Source organism: Nesterenkonia sandarakina (genome assembly GCF_014138825.1).
Classification (GTDB): domain Bacteria; phylum Actinomycetota; class Actinomycetes; order Actinomycetales; family Micrococcaceae; genus Nesterenkonia; species Nesterenkonia sandarakina.
The window spans coordinates 521,699-536,525 of sequence record NZ_JACJIH010000001.1 but is presented as its reverse complement, the minus strand read 5'-3'; the positions used below and the strand labels follow the sequence as shown (position 1 = coordinate 536,525).

Sequence of the window (14,827 nt, the reverse complement as noted above, 5' to 3'; positions counted from 1 at the left end):
TGACCTCGAAGCCGCACATTACTCCAGCGCCCTGAAGGTTCCTGGGAGGCCGGCGTCGTCAGGTTCCTGGGAGGCCGGCGTCGTCGTGGCTCTGACCAACGGTCCGCTGGGTCTGTGACAGACTGAGCCCGTGGATTTCGACGTACTCATTCTCTTCATCGCACTCTCCGTGATCTTGCTCGGGACCCTGGGATTCTTCCTGGTCCAGGGCGGGAAGCTGCTGCCCAAGGACAAGCGGGAGCAGTACCTGACGCAGCGGGACCCCGATGATCTCCCCTCCGGCGGCGTGGATACTCTCGAAGCTCCGGCGGAGGACCGTCCGGGCACCGAGGAGCCCACCCTCGGTGACGGCGTGAACCTCCTCGAGGAGCCCACGGTCGAAGAGCCCCGCGTGGAGACCCCGGAGCCGGTGGCGGGACGCCTCGCCCGGCTGCGCGCCCGGCTGGTGAAGTCGAACAACATCTTCGGCAGATCACTGCTGGCCCTGCTCTCCCGGGACGAGATCGACGAGGACGTCTGGGACGAGATCGAAGAGGTCCTGCTGATGGCCGACCTCGGCACAGAGCCGACCATGGAGCTGGTGGACCGGCTCCGGGAACGGGTCAAGGTCGAGGGCACCAAGGACCCTGCCGTGGTGAAGTCGATGCTCACCGAGGAACTGACTGCCCTGGTGGATCCCACCCTGGATCGCCGACTCACGGTCAGCGCCGATGGACGCCCGGCCGTGCTCATGGTGGTCGGGGTCAACGGGGTCGGCAAGACCACCACGGTCGGCAAGCTGGCCCGGATGCTGGTCGCCGAGGACAAGGACGTCCTGCTCGGCGCTGCCGACACCTTCCGCGCCGCTGCGGCCGAGCAGCTGAGCACCTGGGGGCACCGCGTGGGAGTGCCCACGGTGAAGTCCGACGTCGAGGGCGCAGACCCCGCCTCGGTGGCCTACGAGGCCGTGGATCGGGGTGTCGAGCTCGAGGTCGACGTCGTCATGATCGACACCGCCGGTCGACTCCAGAACAAGTCCAACCTGATGGACGAGCTGGGCAAGGTCAAACGTGTGGTGGAGAAGAAGTCCGCTGTCGATGAGGTGCTGCTCGTGCTCGACGCCACCACCGGCCAGAACGGTCTGAACCAGGCGAAGGTGTTCTCCGAGGTCGTCAACGTCACCGGCATCGTGCTGACCAAGCTGGACGGCACCGCCCGCGGCGGCATCGTGGTCGCGATCCAGCGTCAGCTGGGCGTCCCGGTGAAGCTCATCGGCCTCGGTGAGGGACCAGATGATCTGGCGCCCTTCGACGCGGACGAGTTCGTCGCCGCGCTCCTCGAGGACCGCTGAACCCGGCTCGCGCGGCCTGAGGTCCAGCACCGCGCGAGACCACCTGAGGCCCTCTGACTCGGTCAGCCTCGGAGCTGCACGACGGTGCAGTCATCAGCGCCGGAGGAAGGTTTAACGTCCCGGAAACATCATGGCGCGCCCGGTGAAACACAGGCCAGCGACCATAGAGATCAGCTCGCATCGGTGAGATTCACCGATGACCTGATGTTTCTTGGAGGGACACATGGAACTTGGATCATTAGACGTCTGGGTGCTTGTGGCAAGCGGACTCGTGCTGCTCATGACACCCGGACTGGCCTTCTTCTACGGCGGTCTGTCTCAGGCCAAGTCCGCCATCAACATGATGATGATGAGCTTCGCCGCCATGGGCCTGGTCGCCGTGGTCTGGGCCCTCTGGGGCTCCTCCATCGCGGGCGGAGATTCAGTCGGCGGACTGTTCGGCAATCCCGGCAGTGACCTCGGCCTCTACAGCACGCTGAGCGAAGCACCCGAGGAGCTCATCGGCATCGGCTTCGGCGCCACCTTCGCCATCATCACCACCGCACTGATCTCCGGCGCGATCGCAGACCGCGCCAAGTTCTCCGCCTGGATGGTCTTCGTGCCCATCTGGGTCACCCTGGTCTACTGCCCGCTGGCCTTCATGGTCTGGGGCGATGGTGGACTCCTCGTCGAGGGCGGCGCCGTCGGCGACGCTGTCGGTGAGGCAGTCGACTACGCCGGCGGCCTCGTGGTGCACATGTGCGCCGGTCTCGCTGCCCTGGTCCTTGCACTGATCCTGGGCAAGCGTCGCAACTTCACCGAACGTGCTTCACACCGCCCCCACAACACTCCCTTCGTGCTGCTGGGCGCCTCACTCCTCTGGTTCGGCTGGTTCGGCTTCAACGGCGGCGCAGCCGCCGAGGCCGGCGAAGCAGGACTCATCTGGGTCAACACCCTCCTTGCCCCCGCCGCCGCCCTGGTCGTCTGGCTCATCACCCAGCGCATCCGAGGTGAGAAGCCCACCGCCCTGGGCGCCGCCTCAGGCATCGTCGCCGGCCTGGTGGCCATCACCCCGGCCTGTGCCCACGTGGACCCGGTCGGTGCGATCGTCATCGGCGCCATCTCCGGCTTCGTCTGCTACCTGGCAGTCGGCCTGAAGTACAAGCTCGGCTTCGATGACACGCTCGACGTGGTCGGACTGCACTTCGTCGCCGGCCTGTGGGGCACTGTGGCCATCGGTCTGCTGGGCCGCGCCGAGCTGATCGACGGCGAACGCGCCGGTCTGCTCTACGGCGGCGGTCTGGGTCTGATGGGCTCACAGATCGTGGCGGTCCTGGTGACTCTGGTCTTCACCGTGGTGATGACCGCGATCATCGCCTACGCCATCCACGCCACCATCGGCTTCCGCGTCACTTCCGACGTGGAGACCGTCGGCATCGACCGTTCCGAGCACGACGAGGATGCCTACATCTTCGAGACGGTCAACGGCGCCAGCAAGACCACGGCTGGGGCACCGCGAGAATGACGACCGCCTAGGTCACGGTTCTCCGCCTCACCGAAGAAGCCGGGGTCGGGTCCATCGAGCGAGATGCTCGATGGACCCGACCCCGGCTTCCTGCGTCTCTCGTGCGACCGGGCCGGTCAGGTCTGCGCGGGCGCGACCGGCTCCTCCTGGGACTCCAAGGTCTCCGGGGCCTGTGTCCAGGCCAGCGCCCCGAACATCAGGATCACCCCGGTGACGCCGAAGGCCCAGGCGTAGCCCAGCTGGTCCACCAGGAACCCGGCCAGCAGCGGCCCGACGATCGACCCGAGGTCCTGGGTCATCTGGAAGGTGGAGACCACCGAGCCCCCGTTGCGTCCGGATCCCACGATGTCAGCGATGGCGGCCTGCTGGGCCGGGTTCATCAGCCCGGTCCCCGCTCCAGCGATCACGCTGAGCAGCAGCAGCAGCAGCGGGCTGGGCGCCAGTCCGAGCAGCCCGGTGGCCACCGCGGAGATCATCAGCCCGAGGATGATCGGGCGGCGTCGTCCGAAGCGGTCCGAGCGCCGGGAGAAGATCAGCACCGCGGCCACGTTGCCCGCCGCGAAGGTGGCCAGCGCGACTCCCGCCAACTGACTGGAATCCAGGAACCACCCTGACCCGACGAAGGCCGAGGCCGCGAAGAGCGGCACGATGGAGTTGCGCAGCCCGAAGGTCGCCCACCCGTTGGCGAACCCGGCGGTCAGCGCCGCCCGGTACCCCCGGTGCTGCCAGGCCTCGGCCAGGGTCGCCTTCTCCCGCTCCTCCTTGCGGCCCCGGTCCTCGAGCCGCGACTGCCGGAGCATCACAAAGACGATGCCCGCCGCGACCACCAGCGCCGCTCCGTAGACCAGGAAGGGCACCCGCTGACCGAAGACCAGCAGACCCGAACCCACCAGCGGTCCGGCGACGTTGCCGATCAGAAAGGCCGAGGCGTACGCCCCGGAGACCCTTCCACGGATGGTCGGTGGGGATTTCCTGGCCAGGAAGGTCATCGCCGAGACGGTGAAGAAGGTCGATCCGATTCCGCCGAGCGCCCGGAAGAGCAGCAGCAGCTCGTAGGTGGGCGCGTAGGCGGTGGCGATCATGGACACCGCGACGATCAGCAGTCCGATCACGTAGACCGGGGTCTCCCCCAGCCACTGCGTGAGCTTGCCCGAGGCCGGTGCGAAGAGCAGCCGGAACAGCCCGAAGGCCGAGACCACAGCCGAGACGGCCATGGCGGAGACGCCGAAGTCCGAGGCGTACTGGGGCAGGATCGGGGCGACGATCCCGAAGCCGATCGCGATCACGAAGGCCGAGAGGATCATCACCTTCAGCTCCGGTGGGATCCCGATCTTCGCGTCGCGTGTCATCTGGCCACTCCTGTCATTGCCCCACGATCTGTGATGGCACCATCGATCGTCCTCGTTGCTCAACGCAACGAACCCTGGACTCATTCCCTTCCGTGGAGCATCCCCGCTCAGCGACCTCGCGTGGCACCATGGGAGCACATCTTCATGAGAGGCGAGCCGATGCAGCCCACCGACACGGACCTTGAGACATTCCTCAGCGCCGTCACCCCCAAGGTCCGGCAGCGTGACGCCCGGACCATGGTGGAGCTGATGCGCCGGGTCACGGCTCAGGAGCCGCGGCTCTGGGGCAGCATCCTGGGATTCGGGGAGTACCACTACCGCTACGCCACGGGGCGCGAGGGTGACGGCCCGGCGGCCTCGTTCGCCCCGCGCCGCTCCGCCACCACGGTCTACCTCCCGGATGGGGTCGGGGCGCACGCCGAGGCGCTGGCGAGGCTGGGCGAGCACAGCACCGGGGTGGGCTGCCTCTACATCACGCGTCTGGAGCAGGTGGACCTGGGGGTCCTCGAGGAGATCATCTCAGCCAGCTATCAGCGCGTGAGCGCTGCGACCTTCGGCGCTCGCGCACGGGATGGCGGCACGCTCGGCGAGGACCCGGACCGCGCAGCTACTGCGGGGTCGTGAGCTCGGTGGGTGCGCCGATCCTCTGAGAGACCACGCGGGTAGAGCCGTCCTGGCGCATCGATACCCCGTACAGGGCATCGGCGATCTCCATGGTGCGCTTCTGGTGGGTGATGATGATCAGCTGAGAGGACTCTCGGAGCTCCTCGAAGATCACCAGCAGCCGGGACAGGTTTGTGTCGTCGAGGGCCGCCTCCACCTCATCCATCACGTAGAACGGGCTGGGACGCGCCTTGAAGATCGCGACCAGCAGCGCGACGGCGGTCAGCGAGCGTTCCCCGCCGGAGAGCAGCGAGAGCCGACGGATCCTTTTGCCCGGGGGCCTGGCCTGCACCTCGATCCCGGTATTGAGCATGTCCTCCGGATTGGTCAGCTCCAGACGGCCCTCGCCACCGGGGAAGAGCCGGGCGAAGACCCGTTCGAACTGCACCTTGGTGTCCAGCCAGGCCTCGGTGAACACCCGCTCCACAGTCGCGTCGACCTCGGCGATGATCTCGAGCAGGTCCTGCCGTGACTTCTTGAGGTCGCTCAGCTGCTCCTGCAGGTAGGTGTGGCGTTCCTGGAGCGCGGAGTGCTCCTCGAGTGCCAGGGGGTTCACCTTGCCCAGCGTTTTGAGGTCCCGGCGGGCCTGAGCGAGCCGCTTCTCCTGGGCGGACCGGTCATAAGGCACACCGGACTCGACCGGCTCCGCTGGCAGCGCGCCTTCTCCCGCTCCGGCTGATTCCTCCGGCATGGCTGCTTCCTCAGACCCGGAGGATTCATCCGCTCGGGTGGGCGAGCCGTCTTCCGGCTCGGGCACCAGCTGGTCCGGTCCGTAGTGCTCGATCAGGTATTCCGGGGTCAGGCTGAGCTCCTCGAGTCCGCGGGCCTCAGCAGCCTCCAGGCTCAGGCGCAGCTCGGTGCGGGTCAGCTCCGCCTGGTGCAGCGCCGCCGTCAACGTCTCCAGCTCAGCGGCCTCGTTGCGGCGCGCCTCGCGCAGCGTGCGGGTCCGCTCCTGGGTCTGACGCCCTGCATCCTCGGCGGCCAGGCGGGTGTGCTGGGAGCGTTCCAGGACTCCCAGCAAGGCCTGGAAGGCCGCCTCGGCCTCCGCCTGAACGGCCTCTGCCTGTGCTGCCCGGGAGCTGCGCGCCCGGGCCACCTTCTGGGCCTCCTCCCGGCGGGCCTGCTCCGCGGTGGCGCTGCGGCGCAGCGCGGCGGCTCGTTCCAGCATCTGTTTGTGCTGCTCCTGCGCGGCGCGCAGCTCCAGCCGGGAGTCCACCTCCTGGCGGCGCTGCGCCGTGGCCGCGGCCGAGAGCCGGTCGCGTTCCGTGCTGGAAGGCTCCTCCTCGGTGTCCTGGCTCTGCGCGGCGTCCAGTCGCTGCTGCGCCTCCTGCAGCAGCTGCTGCGCCTGAGCGGTGGATTCCTCAGCCTCGTGGATCTCCTGCTCGGAGTGCTCGATCCGCTCGGCAGACTGCGCCAGCTCGGCGTGGAGCCGGCCCAGCTGCTCGGTGGTCGCATGCATCTCGGCGTCGTTGGCGTGCAGCGCCTGCAGGGTCTCCTCGACCGCGAGCTCCGCCGCGTTCAGATCCGACTCCTGGGAGGCGCAGGCCTGGGTGAGCAGCTCCAGTTCCGCTTCCCGCCGTTCCAGCGCCTCGCTGAGCTCGGTGATCTGCGCGGTGATGGCCACATCGGAGTTCTCCAGCGCGGTGCCGCCGATCCGCTCCCCTGGACGCAGGATGATCCCAGTGGTGGTCACCGCGGTGCGCACCTCGGGATGCTGCAGCACCGCGCTGGCCTGGGCAGGGTCGGTGCACAGCACGACGCCGGTGAGCGCGCCGAGGACCGGGCCGCGGAGGTCAGCGGCGATGCTGACCACCTCTTCCGCCCACACCGCTCCCTCCGGCAGCTGCGTCGGGGCAGGAACGACGGCAGAGGTGGAAGCGGCGGCGGAAGCGGCGGCGGAAGCGGCGGCGGGCTGGGGTTCGGCGGGAGGCTCGAGGGGACGTGTTGCGGGCTGGCCGGCGTCCATCGATGCGGAGGCCACCGGGTGGATCAGGTGCGCGCGCCCGGCGGATTCTGCGGCCAACCAGTCCAGGGCTGCGGCTGCGGTGTCTGCGTCCTTCACGATGAGCGCGGTGTCCAGGCTGCCCAGACAGGCGGCGATCGCCGTCTCCCAACCGGGCGTGATGCGCAGTCGCTGGGCCAGCGGGGCGTCGACCTCTGCGGACTTGTCCTTCAGCAGCGCTGCGGCCCCGTCGCGCGGTGAGCGAGCGGCGGAGAGTCCGGAGAGCCGCGCCTTGTCCTCGCTGATGCTGGTGCGCAGCCGTTGCTGCTGGGCGAGCTGCTCGTCATAGGCACCACGCAGCGTCTGAAGGCGCTGATGCGCCGCCTCGTAGGCGGCGTCGAGGTCCTGCTCGCCGGTCTCCACGCCGGCGACGCGTTGTTCCAGCTCAGCGAAATCCCCTCGGGCTCGCTGCTGAGCGGCTAGCGCCGTCTCGCGCTGGTCCTCGGCACGCCGGCGGCGAGCCTGGGCGGCGTCGATCCGGCCCTGAGCGGTGTCCACCCGGCCGCGCAGCGTGGCCAGCCCGGCCCGGCGGTCCGCAACCGCGCGCAGCTGCTCGGTCAGCCGGGTCTCTTCGTCCTTGAGGGCGTCCTCGGCGGCGGCGCGAGCTGAGGAGCTGCGGTCCAGGCGTTCCTGGGCCGCAGCGACCTCTTCGGCGAGCTCCTCAGCCTGCGCGCTGACGGTCTGGGCCTGAGCTCGCAGCTCCTCCGGATCGCGACCGGTGTGCTGGACCCGGGCCGAGGCGTGCAGGCTGCGTGCCCGTTCTTCAGCGAGAGAGGCCACGGAGCGCAGCCGCTCCTGGACCTGCTCCAGCCGGTGGTGACCTGCCAGGAGCTGCTCGGCGTGAGCTCGCTGCTCGGCCGCCTGCTTCTCCAGTTCGGTGATCTCTGCGTCCTGGGCGGCCAGTGAGTCGCGCAGCGTTTCGGCCGCTTCCCGGTCGGCCTGTTCTCCCTGGCTGGATTCGTTCAGGGCGGTGGCGGCGCTGAGCAGGTCATCGGCGATCAGGCGGGAGAGCGAATCACGCAGGTCGTGCTGGATGCGCTGCGCCCGGCGCGCCACCCGCGCCTGGCGGCCCAGCGGCGCGAGCTGCCGAGAGATCTCGCTGATCAGATCTTCCAGGCGCGCGAGGTTGCTCTGCATCGATTCGAGCTTGCGTACGCTGCGCTCTCTGCGGCGCCGGTGCTTGAGCACACCGGCGGCCTCTTCGATGAAGCCTCGGCGCTGTTCCGGTGTGGCCTGCAGGATCTGGTCCAGCTGACCCTGCCCGACGATCACGTGCATCTCCCGGCCAAGCCCGGAATCTGAGAGCAGCTCCTGGATGTCCAACAGCCGGCACTTGGCGCCGTTGATGGTGTACTCGCTGCCTCCGGCGCGGAACATGGTCCGCGAGATCGTGACCTCGGAGTACTCGATCGGCAGCGCGCCGTCGGAGTTGTCGATGGTCAGCGCGACCGAGGCCCTGCCCAGCGGCTGGCGCTCGGCGGTGCCGGCGAAGATGACGTCCTCCATGGTGCCCCCGCGCAGCGACTTCGCGCCCTGCTCGCCCATGACCCAGGCCAGCGCGTCGACCACATTGGACTTGCCCGAGCCGTTGGGGCCCACCACGGCGGTGACTCCGGGTTCGAACTCGAAGGTCGTGGCCGAGGCGAAGGACTTGAATCCACGGACCGTGAGGGTCTTCAGATGCACGGGGGTGGACTCACACTCCGCCGGTCGCGGCGGGGCTCTCCTGGGGCTGGAAGTCCTCGAGCCGATCCCCGAGACCGAACATCGACGCGATCGCCGCGACGGTGCGCTCGGCCGCGTGGCCATCACCGTAGGGGTTCACCGCATTGGCCATCGCCGCGTAGGCGTCCGCGTCGTCGAAGAGCGTCGCGACCTCTTCGACCACCCGTTCTTCGGCGGTGCCGATCAGGCGCACGGTCCCGGCGTCGACGGCTTCTGGGCGCTCGGTGTTCTCCCGCATCACCAGCACAGGCTTGCCCAGCGACGGGGCCTCCTCCTGCACGCCGCCGGAGTCGGTGAGCACCACGGTGGCCAGATTCATCAGCCGGGTGAACTCCCCGTAGGGCAGCGGCTCGGTGACGATCACGTTCTCGTGACCGGCCAGCGCGGGAAGGATCGCTTCGCGGACCACCGGGTTACGGTGCGCCGGGAGCACGATCAGCTTCTCCGGATAGCGATCTGCGAGTCGGGCCAGGGCCCGGCCCACGCCCTCCATCGCGGAGCCCTGGTTCTCCCGGCGGTGGGTGGTCACCAGCAGCACCTCGCGGCCGGAGGCGGCGGCGTCCTCGAGCTGCGGATCCGCGAAGGGCACGTGTTTGCTGGCCACCTCGAGCAGCGCGTCGATCACGGTGTTGCCGGTGACCACGATGTCCTCGGCCGGCAGCGCCTCGCGCAGCAGGTTGGCCCGGGACTGCGCAGTGGGAGCAAGGTGCAGCGCCGTGATCTGGCTCGTCATCTTCCGGTTCGCCTCTTCCGGGAACGGCGAGTAGAGGTTGAAGGAGCGCAGCCCGGCCTCGGCGTGGATCACCGGGATCCCGGAATAGAACGCCGCCATCGCCCCGGCGGTGGTGGTCGTGGTGTCACCCTGGACGACGACGGCGTCAGGCTTGTGCTCCGCGAAGAGCGCATCCAGGCCGGTGACCGTCCGGGTGAGCACGCCGTTGAGCGTCTGCCGCGGCTGAATGATGTTCAAGTCGTGGTCCGGCACGATCCCGAAGAGCTCATTGACCTGGTCCAGCATCTCGCGGTGCTGGCCGGTCACGGTGACCTCACACTCGAAGAGATCGCTGGCCTGCAGCGCCTTGACGATCGGGGCCATCTTGATGGCTTCGGGACGAGTCCCGTAGATGGGCATGATTCGCTTCATCACCTCTAGCAATCCCTTCATACGCCCAATGTCTGCCACCAAGCCTAGCTCCCCGCTCCGACATGGGGTCGGACTGACACCCAGGTACCGTGGTCATGAGCGGTTGTGCCGGTAAACTTCAGCACCGTGTCAGCATCGGGACCGAGATCGGTGCAGGAAAGGGATTGATTTTGCGTTCAGGTTCGACGCGTTCGCTGCGTGGTCTTCGTCAACGACTCACACGGACCCATAGGGCCGCGATCGGGGTCTTCATCGTTGTTGCGACGTTCAGCACGGTGGCTGCCGTTCTGCAGTGGTGGCCGGTCGTCGTCGTCGGGGTCTCAGCAATGCTGCTGCTCTCGCTGGGGGTCTCCATCTATGGGTTCAGCAGCGTCTCCCGACGGCTGCTCGCCCAGACCAGCGACATCTCCCGACAGCTGCGCAGGGACCGCAAGGCTCAGACTCTCGTCACTCCTGCCGTCTCCGGCAAACACGATTCCACCACGGGGTATTGGGCCCAGCAGGTCCGCTCGGTCAAGGGGCAGCTTTCCTGGTTCACCACACTGGCCATCCGCAACCGATTGATCGGAGCACGCGACGTCCTGGCGCACGCTGCCACCAACGGCCACCACGACTTCACCCAGTTGGGCGATCTCCTGGAATCCTGGCGCATCCCGATGTACCGGGAGAGGGCCGAGAGGGAGCTCATCGGCAACACCTGGAAGCCCGGGCTGATCAACCTCGCCCGCGTGCTGTATTCCCAGCGCGACACCGAGATGGACCTGCTGGATGCCTTGAGCATCTACGAGCTGTTGCACCATGAGCACGGTCCGAAGGTCCTCTCCGGAGTGGATCGCTCGTATTACGCTGACCTACTGACCTGGAAGAAGCGCTTCCCCGAGGCGATCGAGGTGCTGGAGTCAGCACCTGCTCAGAGTGCTGACCGTCACTACAGCCAGGGCTTCCTGAGGCTCAACGCCATCAACCCCAACGTGACCTCCGACCCGCGACGTCGATTCGAATGGCTCGAATCCATCAACACGCTGCTGAGCGAGAGCGGACTCAGCCCCCTCGGGGTGAAGAATCCCGAGTCTCCCTCATTCTTCGAGCTCACCGCTGAGACTCCGCAGGCGGCGATTCCGCTCGAGGAGCAGCCCCTGGTCAGCGTCATCATGCCGATCTACGAGCCCGATGACTCCACCGACCTCGCCATCGACTCCCTGCTGCGGCAGAGTTGGCGAAACCTGGAGATCATCGTCATCGACGATGCCTCCCCCAGTCATGACCGCAACGGGGTTCCCACCGGATATCGAGACCGGTTACAGAACTGGGCCGAGAGAGATGACCGAGTCCGGCTGGTGTTCTGTGAGACGAACCGCGGCGCCTACGCCGTGCGCAACGACGGCTACGACCTCGCCCAGGGCCTCTTCGTCACGATCGCGGACAAGGATGACTGGCACCACCCGCAGAAGATCGAGCTGCAGGCGACTGAACTGCTCAGCGACAGCTCCGTCAAGGCAAACCTCGGCAACTGGGTGCGCGTGAGTGAAGATCTGGAATTCCTGCTCCGGTGGGGTCCCGACCGTGTGGTCCACCCGAGCTTCGCGTCGCTGATGTTCCGCCGAGAGGAGATCCAGCAGACCCTGGGCTATTGGGACACCGTGCGCAAATCCGGTGACGGCGAATTCAAATTCCGCTTCCAGCTTGTCTATGGCGTGGACCTGCAGCCGACGATCAAAGCACCGCTCGCCTTCTCCCTGATGGGCAGCGGGAACCTCACAAGCTCGGATCTGGGACTGGGCTTTCGTCACGACGACAGGCATGCCTACCAGCGCGCGTACCGGGACTGGCATCGGCAGATCGAACGCGGTGAAGCCACCCCCTATATGCCGAAGCACCCCGAGGTTCGGCCCTTCGTCGCACCCCCGAGCTTCCTGCCTGAGAAACCCTCAGAACCTGCGGACTATGACGTCATTTACCTCTCGGAGTTCGGCTTCGAAGCTGGCAACTCCAGCGTGCTGCTCCAGGAGATCACGACCTGCCTGGATGCCGGCCTGAAGGTCGGTGTGATCCCGATCGAGAATGGCCTCATCGCCTCCGCATCGAAGCGTCACTTCGTCCCCGCACTGGAACGCCTGGTCCTCGACGGACGAGTCGATCGGCTTGCTGTGGCGCAGTCCGCGCGCACCAAGCTGCTCCTGATCCGGTGGCCAGCATGCATGCAGTTGGCACTTGGAACCCGCTCGAAGCTGGTCGCCGAGAGGGTACTCGTGGTGGCGAACCACATGCCCTATGAACTTGCCGGCGATCGCCGCAGCTACGATGTGCGAGCAGTCACCCGCAACGTCTCGGCGACGTTCGGGGCAGCCCCCGAGTGGGCCGCGGAGAGTGAACGGCTGCGCGAATACATCCAGGACCTCGTTCCTTCCGGCCAGCTCGCCGAGGGCGCCTGGAAGGGCATCACCGTCCCACTCGAACTCGAATCACGCAGCACCAGGCTCCCGTCTGAAGACCGAACCCCAGTGATCGGGCGCCACGGACGGGATCACCCGGGCAAGTGGCCTTCGACGAAGTCGGACTTCCTCAAGACCTACCCGGTCGACGGCTCAGTCGAGGTCGCGATCCTCGGCGGCGCAGGCACACCCATCAAGGCCGGCTGGCTGCCCGAGGAGCTTCCGGGGAGCTGGACGGTGCACCCCTTCAACGGCATCGAGGTTTCGGATTACCTGCGCAGCCTCGACTTCTTCGTGTACTACCACAGCGACGATCTCGTCGAAGCCTTCGGGATGGCGATCCTCGAGGCGATGAACCACGGCGTCGTCTGCGTGCTCCCACCACATTTCGAGCCGGTCTTCGGAGAGGGCGCCGTCTACGCGACGCCGCGCAACGTGCAGGCGACAATCAGCGGGCTCTGGGATCCCCAACGCTACGAGGAGCAGCGCCAGAAGGGGCTAGATTTCGTGCGCTCCGAATGCAGCCCAAGCGCCTATCGTGCACGCCTTCAGAAGTATGGGGTCGATAGGTGACCAGCTCGCCCATGGGAGCTACGACCTATCTGCCCAGACGAGCTGCACCGCAGCCTGTCACCAACGATGAGAACCTGACCCGAAATCTCCCCGAGCGGCGGTTCAGAGCAGAACTTCACGGAGTTCGAGGACTGGCGATCCTAGGTGTTGTGCTGTTCCACCTATTCGGGGCTGGTCGAATCTCCGGTGGGATAGACATCTTTCTCGCGATCTCCGGCTTCCTGTTCACCGGGATGCTGCTTCGGGAGGCTGCCGTCTCAGGCGGGCCCATAGATGTCCTGCGGTATCTGGCCCGCCTAGCACGGAGACTGCTGCCCGCTGCTGCCTTGGTCATCTCCGTGACACTGGCGGTCGGACTGTTCCTGTTCCCCAGCACCCGGCACGAGCAGCTCTGGGCCGAGGCGCGAGCATCATTCCTGTACTTCGAGAACATCGAGCTCATCAATTCACAGCTCGCATACGGAGCTGCGGGTCCTGACACCAGCCCCTTCCAGCACTTCTGGTCACTCAGCGTCCAGGGGCAGTTCTACCTGGTCTGGCCTGTTGTCGCCGTGGTGTCCGTGCTGCTCGCCCGCAGGCTCAGGAGGCCTGCCGCGCACGTGATGACGCCTCTTGTCATGCTCATCATCGCCGCATCCTTCGTCTTCACGCTCTACATGCAGACGCTGGATCAGGACCAGGCGTATCTGATGACGCGTACACGCTTCTGGGAACTAGCCTTCGGGGGGCTCCTTGCGCTCGTCGCCTCGTCGATCGCCCTGCCCCGCCAGCTGCGCCTGCTGGCGGGCTGGCTAGGGGTGCTGCTGATCGTCTTGTGCGGTTTCGTGCTGGACGGAGCTGCACAGTTTCCCGGACCGTGGGCACTCTGGCCGCTGGCTGGACTCACTCTGGTGATGCTCTCAGCCAATGGCACGGATCATCGAGATTCTAAAGGCAGCGCTGCCGCCTTCCTCTCCAACGGATTTTTCGCCTGGATCGGCAATGTTGCCTATGGCTTGTACCTGTGGCACTGGCCTCTGTTGATCTTCTATCTGGAGGTGCGAGAAAGAGAAGCCATCGGGGTCCGGGGCGCCGCCGCGGTTTTCGCCGTCTCACTCGCGCTCGCGTGGACCACACATCGGTGGGTCGAGCAGCCGGTGAGCAGGACCAGTCTGCTAGCGAGGACCCAACTCGCCTGGACGGCAGGACTCCTCACCGCCGCCGGACTCGTCTCTTCGATCGTCCTGAGCCAGCTCGCCCCTCAGATTCCGGAAGGTTATGCCATGTCCGGGGTCGACCGCGACCCCTACCCGGGGGCGCGCGCCCTCGAAGACGGCGAGAGCAGCGAGGACGGTGTCCACGTGCTCCCAGAACCAGCTGAACTGAGTTCAAGCGTGCCGATGCATCTGGCATGGGGATGCGAACAGACCTTTCGGGATGAACCAGGTTCCGATGAGGTTCTGATCTGCGAAGACCCAGACCCGCCGGCAGACCCTGAGGCCACCATCGTGGTGACCGGTGGGTCACATTCTGGACACTGGTACAACGCCCTCGCCCTCATCGCAGATGAGCAGAATTGGGAGCTTCTCGTCGTGAACAAGTCCGGATGCCGGCTGCGGGAGACGGACGACTCCGAAAACGACTATTGCGGGCAATGGAACGAGAAGCTCCCTACTGTCATAGCAGAGCGACAACCAGACTTGGTGATCTCCACCGGCACCGCTCTGTACCGCAGTGGAAGCTCCGAAGAGATCACCGCGGGAGCCGAGGACCGCTGGCAAGAGATCGTGCAGACTGGTTCCGACCTCCTCCTCATCAGGGGAACAGCTCGGCCTGACGAGGACGTTCCGGAGTGCTTGGCTGATGGCGGAAGCGCCTCTGAGTGCGGCCCTGACTTCAGCATCTACGCCGAGAACGACCCGCTCGAAGGGGTGACCCGAAACGACTCGATTTACTCGATAGACATGACCGAGTATGTGTGCCCGGGAGGCTCATGCCCCGCCGTGATCGGAAACGTCGCGGTCTACAGCGACAGCAGCCACCTCAGCGCCCACTACGTGGAGACCCTCGCACCATATCTGGATAGAGAGATGCGGAGTGAGTTGCCTCATCTCTACCGCTGATCG

Annotated in this window: 8 protein-coding genes; 5 read left to right on the top strand and 3 right to left on the bottom strand. The window is 66.6% G+C overall.

All coding sequences use genetic code 11. From position 1 onward, the window contains the following. The first annotated feature begins 130 nt into the window (after positions 1–130). Together ftsY and HNR24_RS02455 are read left to right on the top strand one after the other, a co-directional pair. Entirely contained in the window at positions 131–1,330 is a 1,200-nt protein-coding gene (gene ftsY, locus HNR24_RS02460) for a signal recognition particle-docking protein FtsY (RefSeq protein WP_182494917.1), read from the top strand. A 223-nt stretch (positions 1,331–1,553) separates the two neighbouring features. Beyond that, complete coding sequence (locus HNR24_RS02455; protein WP_182494916.1) at positions 1,554–2,834, top strand: ammonium transporter; 1,281 nt, start codon at positions 1,554–1,556, stop codon at positions 2,832–2,834. A 116-nt stretch (positions 2,835–2,950) separates the two neighbouring features. Here the strand turns inward: HNR24_RS02455 and HNR24_RS02450 are convergent, their stop codons facing one another. Continuing rightward, a complete protein-coding gene (locus tag HNR24_RS02450; protein ID WP_182494915.1) occupies positions 2,951–4,183 on the bottom strand; it encodes an MFS transporter in 1,233 nt (410 codons plus the stop codon). 159 nt (positions 4,184–4,342) lie between these two features. Between HNR24_RS02450 and HNR24_RS02445 the strand changes: the two genes are divergently transcribed. Then, positions 4,343–4,807: a DUF1801 domain-containing protein gene (locus tag HNR24_RS02445; protein WP_198144732.1), complete on the top strand. Its 465-nt coding sequence runs from the start codon at positions 4,343–4,345 to the stop codon at positions 4,805–4,807. Here HNR24_RS02445 and smc read toward each other — a convergent pair. Continuing rightward, a complete protein-coding gene (gene smc / locus HNR24_RS02440; RefSeq protein WP_182494914.1) occupies positions 4,791–8,534 on the bottom strand; it encodes a chromosome segregation protein SMC in 3,744 nt (1,247 codons plus the stop codon). The two genes, HNR24_RS02445 and smc, sit on opposite strands and share 17 nt — an antisense overlap. Before the next feature lie 10 nt (positions 8,535–8,544). Further along, a complete protein-coding gene (wecB, locus tag HNR24_RS02435; protein ID WP_179442603.1) occupies positions 8,545–9,717 on the bottom strand; it encodes a non-hydrolyzing UDP-N-acetylglucosamine 2-epimerase in 1,173 nt (390 codons plus the stop codon). A 275-nt stretch (positions 9,718–9,992) separates the two neighbouring features. Here wecB and HNR24_RS02430 point away from each other — a divergent pair, with 275 nt between their 5' ends. After that, positions 9,993–12,722, top strand: coding sequence for a glycosyltransferase (locus tag HNR24_RS02430; RefSeq protein ID WP_182494913.1), 2,730 nt, complete (start codon positions 9,993–9,995; stop codon positions 12,720–12,722). Next, positions 12,719–14,824 (top strand): acyltransferase family protein, encoded by a 2,106-nt coding sequence (locus HNR24_RS02425; RefSeq protein ID WP_182494912.1) that lies wholly within the window; start codon positions 12,719–12,721, stop codon positions 14,822–14,824. Before HNR24_RS02430 ends, HNR24_RS02425 begins: the two co-directional genes overlap by 4 nt. The last annotated feature ends 3 nt before the right edge of the window (positions 14,825–14,827 follow it).